The sequence below is a fragment of the Pseudomonas sp. NFPP02 genome, from assembly GCF_900119355.1.
GTDB lineage: Bacteria > Pseudomonadota > Gammaproteobacteria > Pseudomonadales > Pseudomonadaceae > Aquipseudomonas > Aquipseudomonas paracarnis.
In genome coordinates this window covers 95312-114232 of record NZ_FPJI01000004.1, presented here as the reverse complement: position 1 = coordinate 114232, position 18921 = coordinate 95312, and the positions used below count along the sequence as shown (strand labels likewise).

The 18921-nt window shown below is 59.1% G+C and carries 19 protein-coding genes; 13 read left to right on the top strand and 6 right to left on the bottom strand.

The genetic code is table 11. From position 1 onward, the window contains the following. The first annotated feature begins 16 nt into the window (after window positions 1–16). From BT204_RS08660 to BT204_RS08650, 3 genes are all read left to right on the top strand, one after another. Window positions 17–778, top strand: a complete 762-nt coding sequence (locus tag BT204_RS08660; RefSeq protein ID WP_072446402.1) for a PIG-L deacetylase family protein — start codon at window positions 17–19, stop codon at window positions 776–778. A 212-nt stretch (window positions 779–990) separates the two neighbouring features. Next, window positions 991–3144: a TonB-dependent siderophore receptor gene (locus BT204_RS08655; protein WP_072446400.1), complete on the top strand. Its 2154-nt coding sequence runs from the start codon at window positions 991–993 to the stop codon at window positions 3142–3144. A gap of 184 nt (window positions 3145–3328) precedes the next feature. Further along, a complete protein-coding gene (locus BT204_RS08650) occupies window positions 3329–4816 on the top strand; it encodes a methyl-accepting chemotaxis protein (RefSeq protein ID WP_072446398.1) in 1488 nt (495 codons plus the stop codon). 57 nt (window positions 4817–4873) lie between these two features. Here BT204_RS08650 and BT204_RS08645 read toward each other — a convergent pair whose 3' ends face one another. Both BT204_RS08645 and BT204_RS08640 read right to left on the bottom strand, forming a co-directional pair. Next, window positions 4874–5779 (bottom strand): LysR family transcriptional regulator, encoded by a 906-nt coding sequence (locus BT204_RS08645; protein ID WP_072446396.1) that lies wholly within the window; start codon window positions 5777–5779, stop codon window positions 4874–4876. 68 nt (window positions 5780–5847) lie between these two features. Further along, a complete protein-coding gene (locus tag BT204_RS08640; RefSeq protein WP_057975786.1) occupies window positions 5848–6621 on the bottom strand; it encodes an SDR family oxidoreductase in 774 nt (257 codons plus the stop codon). 184 nt (window positions 6622–6805) lie between these two features. On the opposite strand from BT204_RS08640, the gene BT204_RS08635 reads away from it, so the two are divergent. After that, window positions 6806–7162 carry a VOC family protein gene (locus BT204_RS08635; protein ID WP_034127570.1) on the top strand — a complete coding sequence of 119 codons (357 nt, stop codon included), beginning with the start codon at window positions 6806–6808 and terminating at the stop codon, window positions 7160–7162. A gap of 78 nt (window positions 7163–7240) precedes the next feature. Here the strand turns inward: BT204_RS08635 and BT204_RS08630 are convergent, their stop codons facing one another. Next, window positions 7241–7762, bottom strand: coding sequence for a DUF2867 domain-containing protein (locus BT204_RS08630; protein ID WP_052199971.1), 522 nt, complete (start codon window positions 7760–7762; stop codon window positions 7241–7243). 65 nt (window positions 7763–7827) lie between these two features. On the opposite strand from BT204_RS08630, the gene BT204_RS08625 reads away from it, so the two are divergent. After that, the gene (locus BT204_RS08625; protein WP_003191615.1) at window positions 7828–8076 is read left to right on the top strand and encodes a DUF6429 family protein; all 249 of its coding nucleotides are present in this window, start codon (window positions 7828–7830) and stop codon (window positions 8074–8076) included. Window positions 8077–8152: 76 nt separating this feature from the next. Next, a complete protein-coding gene (locus BT204_RS08620; RefSeq protein WP_072446394.1) occupies window positions 8153–8773 on the top strand; it encodes a LysE family translocator in 621 nt (206 codons plus the stop codon). A 223-nt stretch (window positions 8774–8996) separates the two neighbouring features. On the opposite strand, the gene BT204_RS08615 is transcribed toward BT204_RS08620, so the two are convergent. Further along, a complete protein-coding gene (locus BT204_RS08615; RefSeq protein ID WP_072446392.1) occupies window positions 8997–9512 on the bottom strand; it encodes a GNAT family N-acetyltransferase in 516 nt (171 codons plus the stop codon). A 259-nt stretch (window positions 9513–9771) separates the two neighbouring features. Then, window positions 9772–10986 carry an aldose 1-epimerase family protein gene (locus BT204_RS08610; protein ID WP_072446390.1) on the bottom strand — a complete coding sequence of 405 codons (1215 nt, stop codon included), beginning with the start codon at window positions 10984–10986 and terminating at the stop codon, window positions 9772–9774. Window positions 10987–11467: 481 nt separating this feature from the next. On the opposite strand from BT204_RS08610, the gene BT204_RS08605 reads away from it, so the two are divergent. From BT204_RS08605 to BT204_RS08595, 3 genes are read left to right on the top strand one after another with little or no spacing between them, the layout of a single operon-like run. Continuing rightward, window positions 11468–11737: a hypothetical protein gene (locus BT204_RS08605; protein WP_072446388.1), complete on the top strand. Its 270-nt coding sequence runs from the start codon at window positions 11468–11470 to the stop codon at window positions 11735–11737. A 10-nt stretch (window positions 11738–11747) separates the two neighbouring features. Further along, window positions 11748–12332 (top strand): hypothetical protein, encoded by a 585-nt coding sequence (locus tag BT204_RS08600; RefSeq protein WP_139271489.1) that lies wholly within the window; start codon window positions 11748–11750, stop codon window positions 12330–12332. Then, window positions 12329–13285 carry a DUF6895 family protein gene (locus BT204_RS08595; protein WP_072446384.1) on the top strand — a complete coding sequence of 319 codons (957 nt, stop codon included), beginning with the start codon at window positions 12329–12331 and terminating at the stop codon, window positions 13283–13285. Before BT204_RS08600 ends, BT204_RS08595 begins: the two co-directional genes overlap by 4 nt. A gap of 89 nt (window positions 13286–13374) precedes the next feature. Here BT204_RS08595 and BT204_RS08590 read toward each other — a convergent pair whose 3' ends face one another. After that, window positions 13375–14268, bottom strand: coding sequence for a LysR family transcriptional regulator (locus BT204_RS08590; protein WP_072446382.1), 894 nt, complete (start codon window positions 14266–14268; stop codon window positions 13375–13377). Between the two features lie 94 nt (window positions 14269–14362). Here BT204_RS08590 and BT204_RS08585 point away from each other — a divergent pair, with 94 nt between their 5' ends. From BT204_RS08585 to BT204_RS08570, 4 genes are all read left to right on the top strand, one after another. Further along, window positions 14363–15547: an MFS transporter gene (locus BT204_RS08585; RefSeq protein WP_014718628.1), complete on the top strand. Its 1185-nt coding sequence runs from the start codon at window positions 14363–14365 to the stop codon at window positions 15545–15547. A gap of 59 nt (window positions 15548–15606) precedes the next feature. Continuing rightward, the gene (locus BT204_RS08580) at window positions 15607–16089 is read left to right on the top strand and encodes a VOC family protein (RefSeq protein WP_072446380.1); all 483 of its coding nucleotides are present in this window, start codon (window positions 15607–15609) and stop codon (window positions 16087–16089) included. 264 nt (window positions 16090–16353) lie between these two features. Then, complete coding sequence (locus BT204_RS08575) at window positions 16354–17730, top strand: pyridoxal-phosphate dependent enzyme (RefSeq protein WP_060764260.1); 1377 nt, start codon at window positions 16354–16356, stop codon at window positions 17728–17730. Continuing rightward, window positions 17727–18893 carry a cystathionine gamma-synthase gene (locus tag BT204_RS08570; RefSeq protein WP_072446378.1) on the top strand — a complete coding sequence of 389 codons (1167 nt, stop codon included), beginning with the start codon at window positions 17727–17729 and terminating at the stop codon, window positions 18891–18893. The genes BT204_RS08575 and BT204_RS08570 overlap by 4 nt, the downstream gene beginning before the upstream one ends. The last annotated feature ends 28 nt before the right edge of the window (window positions 18894–18921 follow it).

Sequence of the window (18921 nt, the reverse complement as noted above, 5' to 3'; positions counted from 1 at the left end):
AAGGATGTGACACCCCATGAAGCCTGCCTCCTTAAGCGAAGGCCGTCGCGGCCCCGTGCAAATCTGGAACAGTGCGCCGCAGTTGGCGCAAACCCCCATCATCTCCCTGAACACCCTGGTACCACCCGGTGCTCGCGTCGTGGTAATCGCACCTCATCCTGGCGATGAAGTGCTGGCGTGCGGCGGTTTGCTGCAACTGCTCAGCACCCGCGAGCATCCGCTGCAATTGATCTCCATCACCGATGGCAGCGCCAGCCATCCCGGCTCTCAGGTATGGCCGGCCAGCCGCTTGAGCGTGGTGCGCCCCCAGGAAAGCGCAGAGGCCCTGCGCCGATTGGGTATGCCCTTGCACAGCCTGAAATGGATTCGTGGCGGGTTTTGTGATGATGCACTGGCCGCCCGTGAACAGCCCATGAGCCAATTCATCGCGCGCTACCTGCAACCTGGCGATGTGGTGTTCAACACCTGGCGCAACGACGGCAATGACGACCACGACGCCGTCGGCCGCGCGAGTGCCAAGGCGTGCAGCCTGGTAGGTGCGCAACTGTATGAACTGCCGATCTGGGCCTGGCATTGGCCGGCCCGGGAAAGCGCGGTAATGCCCTGGCAACGTGCACGCAAGGTCCGCCTGGACACCTGGACCGTCGCGCGCAAGTTGCACGCCGCCCATGCCTACGCCAGCCAGTTGGTGGGTGACCCACAAATTGGCTTACCACCGATGCTCGCGCAGATATTGCTAGAGCGCATGCGCGAGCCCTACGAAATCCTGTTCACCTGACCACCACCCTGTAGGAGCGAGCTTGCTCGCGAAAAACCTCTACGATAACGCGTGCGTCCTGGATAAACGCGGCGCCCATGAGTCTTTCGCGAGCAAGCTCGCTCCTACAGAGTTTGGACTTTTCCCTACAGACTCAATCTGTCAGGCTGATGCGAATAATTATCAACAGATTTACTATTCGCCACGGAAGGCGCTTGGGGAGCCCTACTTTCATGTCTGTGCAACAACGCGGCGGCAACGTTTTTACACCCAGTCTGATGGCAATCACTATCGCGCTAGCAACCTCCAATGCGGCCATTGCCGCCGACGCCGAAGCACCGGCCACCATCGAGCTGGGCGCTACCCAGGTCTCGGGCCAACAGCTTGGCGCAACCACCGAAGGCAGCGAGTCGTACACCACCGGCTCGATGAAGACCGCGACCAAACTGCCGCTGACCTTGCGCGAAACCCCGCAGGCCGTCACCGTGATCACGCGCCAGCGCATGGATGACCAGGCCATGACCAGCATCAACGACGTGGTCAACGCCACGCCGGGGCTGTTCCTCAATTACTCCAACGGCCCTGGGCGACAAGGCTTTACCGCACGCGGTTTCGATATCGACAACCTCATGTATGACGGTATCCCCAGCGGCTACAACGGTGCGTCGGTAGGCGCCCAGCCGAACCTGGCAATGTTCGACCGCGTCGAAGTGGTGCGCGGCGCTACCGGCCTGGTAACCGGCGCAGGCAACCCTTCGGCCGCCATCAACCTGATCCGCAAGCGGCCACTGGATGAGCAGAAAGTCACGCTCACCGGCGCCGTCGGCAGCTGGGACGACTACCGTGGCGAGCTCGACGCCTCCAGCCCACTCAATGACAGTGGCACCTGGCGCGGCCGCGTCGTCACCTCTTACCGCGATGCCAACAGTTTTATCGACAAGGCCGAGCAGGATCATGGCCTTTTCTATGCCGTCACCGAAGCCGACCTGAGCGAAGACACCACCCTGACCCTCGGTTACTCGAACCAGAAGGACAAGACCAACTACTTCTGGGGCGCTTCGATGGTCGGCCTGGATGGACGCCACCTGGGCCTGTCGCGCTCCTATAACCCAGGCACCGATTGGGAGAACAAGGACCAGGAAATCAACACCGTGTTCGCTGAGCTGCGCCAGCGCCTGGCCAACGACTGGAGCCTGCAGGTCAACGCCAACTACGCCGAACAGAACGCCTTGTTCTCCGGCTCCTACCAATCGCGCTGGACCAACGACACCCTGGCCCGCACGGTGTACCAGGCCAGCTACGATGAAAGCCAGGCCGGGCTCGACGCCTTTGCCAGCGGCCCCTTCGAGGCGTTCGGCCGCACCCATGAACTGGTGGTGGGCGCCAGCAAGCGCATCTACGACATGACCACCCACAACTACAGCCCCTACGACCTCAACTGGCCGATCAATGCGGGCAAACCGAACTTCACCCGCACCAACAACGTTCGCGAAGTCACCACCCAGGACGGTTTCTACCTGACCAGCCGCCTGAGCCTGGCCGACCCGCTGAAGCTGATCCTCGGCGCTCGCCTGGACTGGTATGACTACGACAACCGTGATGCCGCTGGCGACTACAAGGTCACCCGCAACCTCACCCGCTACGCCGGCCTGATCTACGATCTGGACGACCAGCATTCGGTTTATGTGAGTTACAGCGACATCTTCACGCCGCAAAAAGACAAGAGCACAGCCGGCACTCCGCTCAAACCCATCGTCGGTAAAAATTATGAGGTGGGCGTCAAAGGCGAATATTTTGGTGGCGCGCTGAATGCCAGCGTGGCGCTGTTCCGCGTCGACCAGGAAAACCGCGCCGTGGCCGTGGTGGTGCCCAACTGCCCGCAGGCGTCCTGTGCAGAAGCCTCGGGCGAAATCCGCAGCCAGGGTATCGACTTCGAACTGCAAGGCGCCTTGACCGAAAACTGGCAGGTCGGCGGCGGCTATACCTATGCGCGCACCCACACCATCAAGGACGACGCCAACCCGCAGAAGGTCAACAAGCAGTTCGATACCGACATTCCGGAGCACCTGTTCAAAGTGACCACACGCTACAACTTCCAGGGCCCGCTGGAAAAACTCCGCGTCGGCGGCAATATCTCCTGGCAGAGCCGCATGTACAACGACATCAAGCTAGCGGATGGCAGCAACTACCGGCTCCAGCAAGGCGGCTACGCCGTCACCGACTTGATGGCGGGCTACCGGGTCAATCAGCACCTGGACTTGCAGCTCAATGCCAACAACATCTTCGATCGCCACTACTACCAGTCCATCTCCAACTCAGTGACTTATGGTGGCGACTCCTATGGCAGCCCCCGCAATATGATGCTGACCGCCAAGTACAGTTTCTGAGCCCCATGCCCACCTCGGCTGCCCGCTCGGGCAGCCGCTCTTAAAGTCCCACGCCCACATGCCGATAACGCGTGGGTAACCGGCAACAATCCTGAATATCTGCTTGACTCCACAGCGGCGCGCCTGTGTGGCACACCGCGTGCTTGCTTGACCTCGACGCCCCCCTCTCATGGAGTAAGAGTGAATGCCCGTTCGTTTTCAAGAGCACTATCGCAAGGCCGACCGCATCATGCTGGCATTGATCTGGCTGATGTTCCTGTTCTCCCTCGGCCTGGCGTTCTGGCACGACACCCTCATGCAGGCCGTGATCGTCGGTGGGGGCACCGGCGTGGTGCTCACGGCGCTGTATCGCGTCATCGGCGGCACCCGCGTGATGCGCTGTGCACTGGGCGCCGGCTTGATGGTGATGGCGGCGTTGCACATCAACCAGGCGCACGGGGTGATCGAATCCCACTTCGGCATTTTCGCGCTGTTGGCGGTGCTGACCTTCTACCGTGACTGGCTGCCGATTTTGGTGGCGGCACTGACCATCGCGGTGCATCACGTGGTGTTCCATGCCTTGCAGCACCAGGGTTTTCCTGTATTTGTGATGGAGCATCACGGCGGCTGGACGATGGTGTTCGTCCACGCCTTCTATGTGGTGATGGAGACCGTCGCCCTGCTCTACCTGGCCTTCCATAGCCAGGCCGAAGCGGTGGAGAGCCAGGAAATGCTGGAGAAGATGCTCGCCGTTACCTCGCAGTTCACGGTGGAAACCGCCCAAGGTGAAGGCAAGGCCCACGTATCCCTCGCCAAGCGGTTCGACCACTTCCTGCAGCAACTCACCCACCTGATCGACGGCGTCGCCCGCGACTCCCATGGCCTGGGCCAGCTCGGCCAGGAACTGGCCAGCGCGAGCGGCACCCTGGAAAAAGGCGCACGGCATCAACTGGCGCAGATCGGCGAAATGACCGGTTCGATGCAGCGCATGGAAGACGCCATGGGCCACATTACGGTGCAGGTCGAACAGGCAGTGGAACATGCAGGCCAGGCCAGCCAGCAGATTGTGCGCGGCCAGGAAAGCGTCGGCCGCGCCCAACATGAAATCAGCCAATTGGCCTCGCGCATCAACGGCACGGAGTCGACCGTGGAATCCCTGGCGGTGCAGGCAGAGCAAATCGGCTCGGTGCTGGAAGTGATCAGCAGCATCGCCAACCAGACCAACCTGCTGGCCCTCAACGCCGCCATCGAGGCCGCCCGCGCCGGCGAGCAAGGCCGTGGCTTTGCCGTGGTGGCCGATGAAGTGCGCAGCCTGGCCCAGCGCACCGCCCTCTCCACCCAGGAAATCAAGAGCATCATCGAGGGCCTGCAACACGGCAGCCGACAAGCCGTCGAAGCGATGCACGCCAGCCGCGAAGGCGTAGAGCGCTGCGTGGCAGACAGCCAAGTGGCCGTGGACATGCTACGGGCTGTGGGCGAGGACATCGCGCACATCGACCAACTCAACGGCCACATCGTCACCACCACCCGCGAGCAGACCTCGGCAAACCTGGAGATCGTCGAGCGCTTGCAGTCGGTGCAAAGCATCGCCCAGAACACCGCCGACGACGTCGAGACGCTCGCCCGCAGCAGCGAACGCCTGCCACCGATCGCGGTGCGGCTGGATGCGTTGGGGCGCAGGTTTCATCCTTGAGCCCGACCCGGAACATGGCGAGTCAGAGAGAACAGGTGGGCATACCGCTGGAGTGCATCAAGGTTCCAGATGCGGAGCCATCAAGGCGGCAAACCAATCGATGAACGCGCCAAGGCGACGAGAGCGTTGGCGGCGAGTCGGGTACAGGACTGAAACGCACATGGGGGCCGGCCGATAGGCCGCCATCACCTCCACCAATTCGCCGCTGTCCAATAAATGCTGAACATCGAACAACGGCACCTGAATCAAGCCAAGCCCTGCACAGCATCCTGCGATATAGCTTTCGGCATTATTGACCACCACACGGCTCGGCATCATGACAGCCTGCGCGGTGCCATCGACGCAATATTCCCAGGCCGTTTCCTGCCCGCCTGCGCTCGTGCTGTAGCCGATACAGACATGCCGGTTTTGCAGATCGCAAGGCTGTGTGGGCACCCCGAATTCCGCCAAGTATGCGGGGCTCGCGCAATTGACCAGCAACACCTTGCCCAACGGTTTCACCACCAGGCTGCTGTTCTGCGGGGTGCCAAAACGAATGACACAGTCAACGCCTTCCTGTACCAAATCAATGGCGCGATCGGTGGAGCCCAGGCCGAGTTGGAGCCCAGGGTAGCGGCGGAGAAACTCGGCCAACGCAGGCATCACCAGGCGCCGCGCTATGCGGCTGGGCACGTCCACTTCCAGACGGCCCATGACCTGTTCCTGATGGCTGTTAAACAGTTGGTCGATATCATCGATGTCCAGCAAGACCTGGCGCGCCTTCAGCAGTAACTGGGTGCCATCGGCGGTCAGGGAGACCTTGCGGGTTGTCCGGTGCAGCAGTCGAGTGCCGGCATTGCCCTCCAGCTGTTGAATGGCGGCCGACACGCTCGCGCGTGGCAGCCTCATCAGCCGTGCCGCTTGTATGAAACTGCCAAGCTCTGCGACCTGAACGAAGACGCGGTACTGTTCGATTCTATCCATGGGCTCTCAATGCTCGGGGGGCACGGATCGATCGGCGCTCACCACGTCTGCGCCTGTGCGTTGACCGTTTACTTGGTGGTGTAGCCGCCATTGATCAAAATTGTCTGGCCAGTCACCCACCAGCCGTCACTGACCAGGTTACGGATGAACGGGACCACATCCTCAATATCTGTCAGGCCCGTGCGCGAGAACGGCGACAGCGCGGCAGCCGTCTTGTGGTAACTGACCGCATCCTCACCTTCGGCCGGGTAGAAGAACGGCGTGTCCATCGGCCCCGGCCCTACTGCTGTGACCGAAATACCCCGAACGCCCAGCTCCTTCGCCGCCGCTCGCGTAAATTGCTCTACCGGCGCCTTGCTGCCGGCATATGCAGCGTAGAAGGGCGTGAAAGCGCCCAGCAGTGAAGTGACAATAGTGCAGATCTTGCCATTGTCATTGAGGTGCTTGCCGGCTTCCTTGATAAAAAAGAACGCAGTCTTGGAATTGACGGCCATCATCTCGTCGTACTCCGCCTCCGTGATTTCAGCCATTGGCTTTTTCAGCACCTTGCCCACGGTATTGATCGCGATGTCCGGCCTGCCGACTGCCGCGACGGCATCGTTGAAGAGTTTTTCCATCGCTCCCGCCGTGGTCAGGTCTGCTTGCAAGGCCACAGCCTTCGCGCCTAGCGCCTCAATTGCGGTGACGGTTGCGTTCGCGTCAGCCTGGCTGGAATCGCTGTTGTAGTGCACGACCACAGCCTTGGCGCCATGCTTGGCCAGATCGCGGGCGATCAACCCGCCGAGGTTCTTCGCACCACCCGCGATCAGTGCAACCTTGCCGTTGATTGAATGATTAGGCATGACAACATTCCTTTAATTGGGAGAAGTACGCCGCCATTCTAGAGTGGCCCTCGACAAAGATAAGCACACCTTGGCTGGATGCAGTGTTCAGAGATACTGCCTAATCACAAAGGCCCTACCGGTGAATGAATAGGATGTGAGGTACGCTACACTCCGGCCTTGCACACCGGCCAAGGAAGCCCCCATGAGTACTCGTGGCAGAGACCGACAGATCGACAATATCGAATTCAACGTAAGCGACATTGCCCGCAGCAAAGCCTTCTACGGCGCTGCATTCGGCTGGACTTTCGTCGATTACGGCCCCACCTACAGCGAGTTCAGCGATGGCCGGCTCACGGGTGGTTTCACCACCGGCGAGCCTGTGCGGCCGGGCGGCCCCTTGGTTATCGTGTACGCAGATGACTTGGACAGTGTGCAGCAGCGGCTTCAACAGCTGGGAGCGGTGATAACCCGCCAGACATTTTCGTTTCCTGGTGGCAGCCGGTTCCACTTTACCGACCTGGATGGGTATGAACTGGCGGTGTGGAGCGTTGCGCCGTGATCCAGCGCTTTCGCTGTATCGCTGAAGCTCGACATCTCCAACCGAGAACAGGTTGCGTTGTGTGAGCCTGTTCTGGGTTCAAAGCTGTTGCAGCTTGCGCTGCAAGCGCGTCATGTACCGATTGACGATCAGTTTGTGCGCCGGCCCCACCGGTAGCATGTAAAGGCGCCCGAAGGTGTTGTGGGTGATCACCGATGAAGTGATCGTCAGCACACGATCAGCAATTGAAAGGCAAATCATCACATCCAGGTGCCGGTCACGCTCAGTCAGCACCAGCCTATCCGGCGCGCAGTCCTCTACCAAGAAAAAATCAAGCCGCTCACCCGCTTGCACCGTCACGCGCCGATTGCCGGAGAACCCGCCGATGCGCTTTACGCCAAACCTTGAAGAAATCCCATCCCTGATCCGAAAGGCCAATCGCAACAGCGGCCCTGATTCGGCGGTCATGATGTTCCAGGCATCCAGCGCGCTGATCTCAGCCGACAATGGCACTGACCTGTAATCGTAATAATCGAGTTCGGACGGTGCACCCAATGTGTGACTTCCAGAGCGAGTCGCCAAGATTTTTCCGTCCATGACCAAAACAGGAATTGGCATCATAACGCTTCAAGCGAATGCTGCGCTAAGCTCGACAGGGTCTGTGTAACTCAAGCGGAGTACCCAATATGGAATACGACGAAAAACTGATTGAGGAAGCCGTACTTGCCCTGCTGACCACCTTCAGCTTTGATAACGGCAACTCATGGAAAGGCCACGACTTTCAAATAATGAACCGACTCCACGAGCAAGGTTTTATCAGTAATCCGGTGAACAAAAACAAATCCATTTGGTTGACGCAGGAAGGCTTGGAACGGGGCAGGCAAATTGCCGATCGTTTGTTTGGCGCGGCACCTGAAGCGCTCGCGGGGCCATAAGCCCAGCCACGGAGTGTTAAACCGCGCTTCATGCGTTTATCCTCAAGACTCCCCGACCTGCCAACCCGGAGCCGCCATGGACCTCGCCACCCTAGCCCTCTTCCTGCCCGCCTGCTTCGCCCTGAACATGGCCCCCGGCCCCAATAACCTGCTATCCGTGAGCAACGCTACCCGCTATGGCTACCGCACCTCCTGCCTCGCCGGTCTCGGCCGTCTGCTGGCCTTCGCCGGCATGATCGCCCTCGCGTCCGCTGGCTTGGCGGTGGTACTGCAAACCTCGGAGTTGTTGTTCTACGGGATCAAGATTCTCGGCGCGGCGTATCTGTTTTACCTGGCATATCAGCTATGGCGCGCAGACCCGCAGCAGCAGGTGGACACCGCAACGAGGAAGGTGGGCCTGTGGGCCTTGGCGCGGCAGGAATTTCTGGTGGCCGCGGGCAACCCCAAAGCGATCCTGATTTTCACCGCCTTCCTCCCGCAATTCGTGGTGCCCGGCCAACCCATCACCGCGCAATTTGCCCTGCTGGGTGTGATGTTCCTGGCCTTGGAATGGGTGGCTATCAGCGCCTACGCCTATATGGGCCTGCATATGCGCCGCTGGTTTGCCGAGCCGAAGGGCAAGCGCCTGTTCAATCGCTGCTGCGCGGGTTTGTTGTCAGCGGCCGCGGCGGTGTTGTTGACTGCGCGTAAGGCATGAGTGAGGTGTGAATGCCCCTGTGAAGTTGACCGTCATCGACATCCACCTACCTTCAGTAAGACGCTGCACCTGTGGCGAGGGAGCTTGCTCCCGTGACGACCTGGCAGCCGACGCCAATATAATTGATGCCCCGTGATCCAAATGTGGGAGCTGGCTTGCCTGCGATGACGGCCTGGCAGCCGACAACGATCCCACTGATGCCCAAGTTGCGTAAATACCTAGGCTATCTCAACGGCAAACCATACCTCACCTCCACCAGCGCCACACCGCCCCTCTCAAGATGGCGCTCCGTCCCGGCCTCCTCGACGCATCCCGACCGGCGATAAAATCGAATCGCCCTTTCATTACCGGCCAAGACCCACAGCGTTAAACGCTCATAGCCTTGCGCCAACAGATCCTGCAGGCCGGCATTCCACAAGGCCAACCCAACGCCTGTTTGCCAATGCCCGGCGAGTACGTAGATGGCCATGACCTCACCTGCAATGGCCTGCACGGCGTCTTCGTCACGGCTGGCGCCGACGGCTAACCAGCCAACCACCTGCTGGCCCACCTCGGCGACCCATACCGTTGACTCACCCGAGGCAATCGAGCGTACCCAATGGGCTTCGCGCCTAGCCAGCGTTGCTTGCAATCCGCTCAAGAACTGGGCAGGCATCAGGTCACGATAGGCGTCTTGCCAACTGCTGATATGCACCTGGGCAATGGCTTTTGCGTCGGTGGGTAATGCTCTGCGAATCATGGAGATGCTCCTGAAATACGGTTATTCCAGTATGCATGCCCGTCGATGACAGAAAGCCCTGCGCTGAACAGGGCCCAATATAAATGCCAACCCCAATGTAGGAGCGAGCTTGCTCGCGAAGAACTTCAACGATAACGCGGGCTTCCTGAGTGAACGCGGCGCCTGTGGTTTTTTCGCGAGCAAGCTCGCTCCTACAGTTGCAGGGCGATTCCGGCGTCGATGAAGAACGCCGGGCCCCGCGTGAAGGCTCCAGCCAATGTCACCCCTTGGTCAGATCCACCAAAGGCGTCTGCCGCACCTCAGTCTCCCGCCCACCCTGAATCTCGCTGACCTGCTTCAAGGCCTTTTCAACAGTCGCCTTATCCGCCAACAAGCTGTAGCTGATACGGAACTGCTTATGTTCCTTCGCCCCGATCGTAGGCACCAGGTTCAATGGCCGCTGATAACGACGGTTGTACGAAAAACTCGTCCCCGGCTCCAACCCCGTGACATAGCCCTGCCCTTGGGTATCAGTGTTCTTCCACAGCGAGAACACCGGCAGTGTCTGCGTATTGAAGCCAACCGAAACCCCCAGGCTGCCGGCCTTGTTATGCAGCACGGTCAAGGTATCGCCCTTGGCATCGGCATACGGCACCACGTTGTAAACCGTTTCGTCATAGTCCTTGGTCGGTGCGCGATAGGTTTGCCAGTCGGCCAGTTCGCCCTTGGCCTTGTCGTTGAACGGCGACACCTGCTTCACCGGCGCAACGAAACGCGCGCCCTGCTCCAGGAACGGCGTGCTGAAGTTACTGTGATACAGCGCCTGGTATTCCTTCGGATAATCGCCATTGTTGGTGAGCGTGTCGTTGAGGGCGAACACCACACTGCCAGGCTCGGTGACCAGTTCGGTCGCAACAGAGAAATCGACCTTCTTGAACGCCTGCTCTTTCAGCTCGCCGCGCAGGGTGATGGCGTACGGCGGTTTTTCATCGATATGCAGGGTGACTTTATTCGCAGGGATATTGGCCGCCCGCCCGTGCAGGGTCAGCAACTCGCCGTTGTCGATGCCAGGATGCCCCACCCATTCGTAGCCGCAACGGGTAACCAGCTCATTGAAACCTTCCAACCATCCCAGACCACCGCGGCCATTGAGCTCGATGAAGGAAGGATTGACCACTTCCTTGACCGGCGAATCCCAGCCCATCCGCACATCGCCAACCGACGCCTGCAACACGTTCATGCCACGGGTCGGCACTACCGAGAGCTTCATCGTGCCGTTGTCGATATCCACGATGCTCACACCCTCCTGCCGACCGCCGTGCAAGGTGCGCAGGGTGACGCTGAAGGGCTTGTCGGTTTGGATGCCGAGTTGCTGGCTGGTGATTTGCCAGTTCTGGGCGGCTTTGTCGGTGTCGAGCAGCACGTAATCCCAGGCCATGGCGTGGGAGGCGGCAGAGAATGCGCTGAGGGCAACGAGGAGTTTTAGCGGGGTCATGGCGGTCGCCTTTATTGGAGTTGTTTGCGCTTTATAAACTCGATGAAACGTTTCAGCAAGCTTAAAAGACGCGACAGTGCGGGGAAAGGCCATGAAAAGGCGATGCGCTTGGGGGCAGGCTGGAACGAAAACGCGAGTGGGCGGTGTATGAGCTTTGGTCCATCCGTGCCGGTTACAACCTTGCGTTGACTCCTTGGCTGCAAACGGCCAATTGCAGACCATAGATAACCTGCTAGGCTTCGGGATGTGGCCAAAAGCCATATCGCTTTTCCTATTTCTGGCGCGACACATGAGACAGAGCAGGGAGTGATGCACAGGCAAGGAGCACAATCAGACACAGCAGCGGAAAGCATTACACCACTTTTGCCGTCTATTTATAGTTAGAAACTCACATCTGAGCACGAAAGGAGCGCTGCGAACAAAATTCAAAAACAAGCCAAAGACGAACCAATCAACTGAAATCCAGCCAAAGGATCTCAAAATGAAATCGACGACCGTCTCAGCTACACCCAAAATCAGACTCACTGGAGACACAGGCACAGCGATTGAAGTGGATATTTCAAATCTAAATGCTACCCCTGATCAAAAGATAGCGCTTGAAAAGCTTCTGTCCTCTGGAGATTTAAACTCACTTGACCAATCTGAGCGAGATCTAATAAAGGATCTAAAGGCCTACGTTGGACTTGGAACAATAACGCCTCAATTCTTGGTTAGATTCGATACAACATGGGTAAAAATCGACGAAATTTAACGTAAGCGTGGTGAAATTGAACTATAAAATATTGTTATCAGGCATCGGGAGCATTCAAGCCTTTTTAAGAGCTGAATCAATTTCAGCCAAGGAAGCATTGAATGTTTCCCTTTTCTCCCTTGATATTCTTGCAGCATACAAACTCGAAGAGATAGTCGCCCCGAAGGAGATACTGTCATGCCTAGCCGATTATAGTGAAGTATTTTTAACAAATACACCGAGCGCAGATTTTATTAAGTCCGTCATAAAAAATTACCCACAAAAGCCCCCATCAATACATAGAGATATAAGTGAATCCAATTGCACTGAAGAGCTATTCAAGTATGGAATAATTTTCAACGAAAACACCACGGATTCATTTGCAATCAAGCCGTGTGAAGAGTTGGCGCTCTCACTTTCTTCACGAGATTTATTCAAATCAATATTTTGGGTTCATGCTGCCTTATCCGCGAAACGCGAACTGAGTGAGACGGAAGCTCTCTCGATAAAGCAAGCAGTTAATTACATAAACATAACGGCCGAGTCAATGGCTGATGCAAAATTGAAGTGGTGGCTAAAAATGGCCAATCTAGTGCCGCATAGGGAGCGCATATGAACATTGAAAAAAATGTGGAGGCGGTGCTAAAGCTAATTAACTGGGTAGTAGCCAATCGAGATAATTTTTCCCACAAGTTAGGCAAAACAACTGATGAGCAGCTTATTCTGCTTAAGCCAATTGGTGAGCTCGCTCTTTGCTGCGACCTAATGATCCGAGGAAATTTGCATTCCGTAGCAGCGAGAGAGTTGCTAGAGTGGGCTTGGCTAGAGCTCGACTCTGGCGACTTCCTCAAGTTGGCGCTAATCAGTCGCCCAGGACTAATGATGATTAGCTCTCTTTACGCAACATTTTATCGAAACAACATAAAAAACGAATCCCTAGGGCGATTGATAAAAAACTTCTCAGAGTCAGAGTTCTCAAAATCCATTCAATACCCTTACTGGCGCCGCCTGGATCTAAATAGGGCATTGTGCGACCTGGAAGTGTTTGAAAGCTTAAACTACTCGCCTGATCTTACGTGGTCATATCATCGCCCAGAGCCATGGATCATCGAAAATGATTCAGCCTATGCGCTAACTCACGAAGTTTTCTACATAACAAACTTTGGCGCATCACCTGACTCTCTAACACCAGCAACCACCAGCTACATAAGAACCTGGCTGCCTGCCTGGAAGAGAATTTTTCTTGGTGACAACAACCTTGATATATTTACCGAACTGTTAATGGTTTCCCTATGCATAGGAAAGCCTTACAACGAGCTAGTTAGCTTCAAAATAATTGCTGAATCAATAAGCCCATCAGGGTTCTTGCCTGGCCCGGAAAATGGAGGCAAGAGCCTACTTTCCGGTATCAGGGATGAAGGTAGGTCAATTTTTCTTCAAAACTATCACACTACATTAGTTGGCATAATGGCGTTTAGTCTACTTGAGTCAGCATGCCCCACCAGAGAACTTCTAACCACCGGCTCAACGTGGTCGGATAACATGGGCGTTAGTAACCAAGAAGGTTAGCGGGTTCGAACGATCAATCACCCCAATCTAATGGTCCCTTTTGGCCGAAATCCGCCGGTCAGCCCCCTCCTCCCCAAAAATCCCTCCCCTCAACCCCCACACCTCTCCACCAAAAAATCCACAAACGCTCTAACCCGCGCCGGCATCGCCCCTCCCCCCACAAACACCGCATGAATCGGCTCCACGTCCCCAGGATTAAATTCCTCCAACAACACCACCAACTCCCCCCGTCTCACCTCCTCCACCACACTAAACGCCCCAATCCTCGCCACCCCCGCCCCCAGCTTCGCCAACTGCGCCAATGCCTCACCACTATTGCCCTCAATCGTCCCCGTCACCTTCAACGAAAACTCCCGTCCCTCCACCCGAAACGGCCAATCCGGCGCCGCTCTACGGAAGTTGAAGCGCAGGCAGTTGTGTTGCAGTAAATCCTGCGGCGTCACGGGGGTGCCATGCCGTGCCAGGTACTCCGGTGAAGCAACGATAACCTGCCCGGTAGAGCCGATAAGGCGAGCAGTCAGGGGGCTGTCAGCAAGGGGTCCGAAGCGGATGGCGACATCGGCTTGGCCGCCGAGAATATCCACGACTTCATCGCCGAGCATCAGGTCGACGACGATGGCGGGATAGCGGGCGCTGAAGGCGGCGATCAGGGGGACGATGGTCATGCGGCCGTGGGCCACTGCGGCGCTGACGCGCAGGCGTCCGCGTGGGGCGCCCTGGTCGGTGATGGCATCTTCGACTTCGGCCATGTCGGCGAGGATGCGTCGGGCGCCGCGCAGGTAGGCTTCGCCTTCGGCGGTGAAGGTGATGGCGCGGGTGGTGCGCAGTAGCAGACGGGTGCCGATGCGCTGTTCGGTGCGGGTGATGATGCGGCTGATGGCCGAAGGCGTCAGTCCCAACGCCCTTGCCGCACCCGACAGGCTGCCGTGCTCGGCGACCATGGTGAACACTTCCATCTCTCCCGAACGCCCGCCGATGTCCATTTGTGCCTCCCGCGCAAAGCTGTAGTTCCCAACCAAGGGCTACTGCTGCAAAAGGCAGGATTGTAGCATTTGACTCACAGATGAGGAGTCACCTATGCGTATCAATCCCCCCCTTGTAGCATTGTCCGTCGGTGCCTTTGGCATCGGGGTCACAGAGTTTGCACCTATGGGCATGTTGCCCGGTATCGCCGCTGATCTTGATGTCTCCATTCCCGCTGCGGGGCTGTTGGTAAGCGCCTACGCCATGGGCGTGCTGATTGGCGCGCCGATCATGACCCTGGCGACGGCCAGGGTGCCCCGCCGCTATTTGCTGATCGGGCTGATGGCGATTTTTACCCTGGGTAATTTGCTGTCGGCGCTGGCCAGCAACTACCAGACGCTGATGATCGCCAGGCTGGTGACGTCGCTCAATCACGGAGCGTTCTTTGGGATTGGCTCGATTGTGGCCGCAAGCCTGGTGGCGCCCGAGAAGCGCGCGGGCGCTGTGGCGGCGATGTTCATGGGGCTGACCCTCGCAACCATTGGCGGCGTGCCTCTGGCGACCTGGTTTGGCGAAAACTTTGGTTGGCGTACCGCGTTCTGGGGCATCAGTGGGCTTGGCGCGGTGGTCATGGCGGCGCTGTGGTGGGCCTTGCCCAATGCGCCGGCGCCCAAAGGCGGCGGGCTGATGGCGGAAATCCGTGTGCTGGGTCGCGGGCCTGTGCTGGCGGCGTTGGCGCTGACAGTAGTGGGCTCGAGTGCGATGTTTACGGTATTTACCTACATCGCGCCGATTCTGCGGGACGTTACCCACGCTTCGACCAACTTCGTCACCGGGATGCTGGTGCTGTTCGGAATCGGGCTCACCCTGGGCAATGTGTGGGGTGGCAAGTCAGCGGACCGCTCGGTAGACCGCACGTTGATCATCTCGCTGGTGGTGTTGATTGCCGTGCTGTTGGCCTTTTCGGTGCTCATGCAATGGCCGTTGCCCGCTGCACTGTCGATCCTACTGTGGGGCGCTGCCAGCTTTGCTCTGGTGCCGCCGCTGCAGATGCGGGTGATGGAGGCCGCCAAAGATGCGCCTAACCTGGCTTCGGCGATGAACATCGGTGCGTTCAATTTTGGCAATGCGATTGGTGCGGCATTGGGTGGCGCGGTGATCAATGCCGGGCTGGGCTACCCGGCCATATCCCTGGCAGGCGCACTGATGGCGGGCCTGGGCTTGCTGATGGTATTGGGGCTGAGCTGGCGTTCGCGGCGGGCCGACGCACGCGCTGGCCGGGAGGCGGTGCAAGCCTGAGTGGCGTTGCAGGTTGTTCGTCTAGACTTCATGCACCTTTCAACCCGAGGAGCCTTGCGATGAACAACAAAAATACGATCTGCCTCTGGTACAACGGCGATGCCCTGGCGGCAGCGACCTTCTACGCCAACACCTTCCCCAACAGCGAAGTAAAGGCCGTGCACCGTGCGCCTGGCGACTACCCGGCTGGCAAGCAGGGCGATGAGTTGACCGTGGAGTTCACCGTGCTGGGTATCCCCTGCGTGGGCCTCAATGGCGGCCCGGCGTTCAAACACAGTGAGGCGTTTTCCTTTCAGGTGTCCACGGATAACCAGGAGGAAACCGACCGCTTTTGGCATGCCATCATCGACAACGGTGGGCAGGCGAGCGCTTGCGGTTGGTGCAAGGACAAGTGGGGGCTGTCGTGGCAGATCTCGCCGCGGGTGTTGGTCGATGCAGTTACCAGTAAAGATCCTGCCGTCGCCAAGCGTGCATTTGAAGCGATGATGACCATGACCAAAATCGACATCGCTGCCATCGAAGCCGCCATTGCCGGAAACTGAACGGTGGGAGCGCTCGAGCCTTAGCGAGGCCGCGATGGCGGTGGGTCAGGCAGCACAAATGCCAACAGCACCACCGCCATCGCAGCGATGCGGCGACCCGACAAGCCAGCTCCCACTTCTGGATCGCGCGCCCTCCCCCATGCGGCAAAAAAAGTCATACAACGGACGCCCGGTTGCGACACCGTCAATACCGGCCTATGTTCCAAGCCATGCTGTTTTTTTGCTGTCCCCCGCCCTGCGCCCATCCCGTAACCAGGAGACGACATGCCCACCCCTTCACGCCCTGCTGTACTTGAGCTGATCGGCAACACCCCGCTGGTCAAGGTCAGCCGCTTCGATACCGGCCCCTGCACGCTGTTTCTCAAGCTTGAATCGCAAAACCCCGGAGGTTCCATCAAGGACCGCATCGGCCTGGCGATGATCGACGCCGCTGAACGCGACGGTCGCTTGCGCCCGGGCGGTACCATCATTGAAGCCACCGCCGGCAATACCGGCCTGGGCCTGGCGCTGGTGGGCCGGGCCAAGGGCTACCGGGTGGTGTTGGTGGTGCCCGACAAGATGTCCACGGAAAAGGTGCTGCACCTGAAGGCCATGGGCGCCGAGGTGCATATCACCCGCTCCGATGTGGGCAAGGGCCATCCCGAGTATTACCAGGACGTGGCGGCACGGCTGGCCAAGGATATTCCGGGCTCGTTCTTCGCCGACCAGTTCAATAACCCGGCCAACCCCTTGGCCCACGAGACCAGCACCGCGCCGGAGATCTGGGCGCAGACCCAGCACGACGTGGACGCCATTGTGGTGGGCGTCGGCTCGGCCGGCACGCTCACCGGTTTGACGCGTTTCTTCAAGCGCGTGCAACCCGAACTGGCCATGGTGCTGGCCGACCCGGTCGGTTCGGTGATGGCCGAATACAGCCGCAGCGGCAAGCTGGAAACCCCTGGTTCCTGGGCCGTGGAAGGTATTGGCGAAGACTTCATCCCTTCGATTGCCGACCTGTCCAGCGTGCGCCACGCCTACTCCATCAGCGATGCCGACAGCTTCGACCACGCCCGCCAATTGCTCAAGGCCGAAGGCATCCTCGGCGGCTCATCCACCGGCACACTGCTCGCCGCGGCCTTGCGCTACTGCCGCGAGCAAACCGAGCCCAAGCGCGTGGTCACCTTCGTCTGCGACACCGGTACGCGCTACCTGTCGAAGGTTTACAACGACCAGTGGATGAACGACGCGGGCCTGCTGCAGTACAAACACTACGGCGACCTGCGCGATCTGATCGCGCGCCGCTTCGAAGACGGCCGCGTGATCAGCGTGAGCCCCGACGACACCCTGCTCACCGCCTTCCAGCGCATGCGCCTGGCGGACGTGTCGCAACTGCCGGTGCTTGTCGATGGCCAGACCCTGGTGGGCGTGATCGACGAGTCCGACATCCTGCTGGGCCTGCACCACGACGCCGCAGATTTTTCCATGACCGTCGCCAGCGCCATGACCAACACCCTGCACACCCTGGCCCCCAACGCCAGCCTGGCCGAACTGCAGGCTGAACTGGATCGCGGCCTGGTCGCCATCATTGCCGACGCCGCAGGCTTTCATGGCCTGATCACCCGCGTCGATCTGCTTAACCACCTACGGAGATCCCTTGCATGAGCCAGCCCGATAAAAGCGCGTTTGCCACCCGAGTGATCCACGCCGGGCAGTCACCCGACCCGACCACGGGCGCGCTGATGCCGCCGATCTACGCCAACTCCACCTACCTGCAAGACAGCCCCGGCGTGCACAAGGGGTTTGACTATGGCCGCTCCCATAACCCCACGCGTTTCGCCCTGGAACGCTGCGTGGCCGACCTTGAAGGCGGCAGCCAGGCATTTGCATTTGCCTCGGGGCTGGCGGCGATCTCCACCGTGCTCGAACTGCTGGATGCTGGCGCGCATATCGTCTCGGGCAATGACCTGTACGGCGGCACTTTCCGGCTGTTCGACAAAGTGCGCCAGCGCAGTGCCGGGCACCGTTTCAGCTATGTCGACCTCAGCGACTTGTCGGCGTTTGAAGCGTCATTGCAGGACGACACGCGCATGGTCTGGGTCGAAACCCCAAGCAACCCGCTGCTGAGCCTGACCGACCTGCGCGCCGTCGCCCGCATCTGCCGTGCCCGCGGGATTATCTGTGTGGCCGACAACACCTTTGCCAGCCCCTGGATCCAGCGCCCGCTGGAGTTGGGCTTCGACATCGTGGTGCACTCCACCACCAAATACCTCAATGGGCATTCTGATGTGATCGGTGGTATCGCTGTTGTCGGTGATAACGCTGAATTGGCCGAACGCCTGGGCTTCCTGCAAAACTCCATCGGCGCCATCGCCGGGCCGTTCGATGCCTTCCTGACCCTGCGCGGGGTAAAAACCCTGGCGCTGCGCATGGAGCGCCATTGCAGCAATGCCCTGGACCTGGCCACCTGGCTGGAGCAACAGCCGCAAGTGTCACGGGTTCACTACCCGGGCCTCAAATCCCACCCACAGCACGACCTGGCGAAACAGCAGATGCGCGGCTTTGGCGGGATGATTTCAGTGGACTTGAACAGCGACTTGGCCGGCGCGACGCGCTTTCTGGAAAGCGTGAAGATCTTCGCCCTGGCCGAGAGCCTCGGGGGCGTGGAAAGCCTGATCGAGCACCCGGCGATCATGACCCATGCCAGCATCCCGGCGGCGACACGAGCGCAATTGGGGATTGGCGATGGGCTGGTGCGCTTGTCGGTGGGGGTTGAGGATGTGGAGGATTTGCGCGCCGATCTGGCTCAGGCCTTGGCCCACATTTAACCGCCATGATCGTTCCCACGCTCTGCGT

Excerpts from the sequence above, each read along its gene's own strand:
- BT204_RS08660 (WP_072446402.1), top strand. The coding sequence starts at position 17 with ATGAAGCCTGCCTCCTTAAGCGAAGGCCGTCGCGGCCCCGTGCAAATC.
- BT204_RS08570 (WP_072446378.1), top strand. The coding sequence starts at position 17,727 with ATGAGCCAGCCCGATAAAAGCGCGTTTGCCACCCGAGTGATCCACGCC.
- BT204_RS08655 (WP_072446400.1), top strand. The coding sequence starts at position 991 with ATGTCTGTGCAACAACGCGGCGGCAACGTTTTTACACCCAGTCTGATG.
- BT204_RS08620 (WP_072446394.1), top strand. The coding sequence starts at position 8,153 with ATGGACCTCGCCACCCTAGCCCTCTTCCTGCCCGCCTGCTTCGCCCTG.
- BT204_RS08590 (WP_072446382.1), bottom strand. The coding sequence starts at position 14,268 with ATGGACATCGGCGGGCGTTCGGGAGAGATGGAAGTGTTCACCATGGTC.
- BT204_RS08625 (WP_003191615.1), top strand. The coding sequence starts at position 7,828 with ATGGAATACGACGAAAAACTGATTGAGGAAGCCGTACTTGCCCTGCTG.
- BT204_RS08645 (WP_072446396.1), bottom strand. The coding sequence starts at position 5,779 with ATGGATAGAATCGAACAGTACCGCGTCTTCGTTCAGGTCGCAGAGCTT.
- BT204_RS08635 (WP_034127570.1), top strand. The coding sequence starts at position 6,806 with ATGAGTACTCGTGGCAGAGACCGACAGATCGACAATATCGAATTCAAC.
- BT204_RS08595 (WP_072446384.1), top strand. The coding sequence starts at position 12,329 with ATGAACATTGAAAAAAATGTGGAGGCGGTGCTAAAGCTAATTAACTGG.
- BT204_RS08575 (WP_060764260.1), top strand. The coding sequence starts at position 16,354 with ATGCCCACCCCTTCACGCCCTGCTGTACTTGAGCTGATCGGCAACACC.
- BT204_RS08605 (WP_072446388.1), top strand. The coding sequence starts at position 11,468 with ATGAAATCGACGACCGTCTCAGCTACACCCAAAATCAGACTCACTGGA.
- BT204_RS08650 (WP_072446398.1), top strand. The coding sequence starts at position 3,329 with ATGCCCGTTCGTTTTCAAGAGCACTATCGCAAGGCCGACCGCATCATG.
- BT204_RS08610 (WP_072446390.1), bottom strand. The coding sequence starts at position 10,986 with ATGACCCCGCTAAAACTCCTCGTTGCCCTCAGCGCATTCTCTGCCGCC.
- BT204_RS08640 (WP_057975786.1), bottom strand. The coding sequence starts at position 6,621 with ATGCCTAATCATTCAATCAACGGCAAGGTTGCACTGATCGCGGGTGGT.
- BT204_RS08580 (WP_072446380.1), top strand. The coding sequence starts at position 15,607 with ATGAACAACAAAAATACGATCTGCCTCTGGTACAACGGCGATGCCCTG.
- BT204_RS08630 (WP_052199971.1), bottom strand. The coding sequence starts at position 7,762 with ATGATGCCAATTCCTGTTTTGGTCATGGACGGAAAAATCTTGGCGACT.
- BT204_RS08585 (WP_014718628.1), top strand. The coding sequence starts at position 14,363 with ATGCGTATCAATCCCCCCCTTGTAGCATTGTCCGTCGGTGCCTTTGGC.
- BT204_RS08615 (WP_072446392.1), bottom strand. The coding sequence starts at position 9,512 with ATGATTCGCAGAGCATTACCCACCGACGCAAAAGCCATTGCCCAGGTG.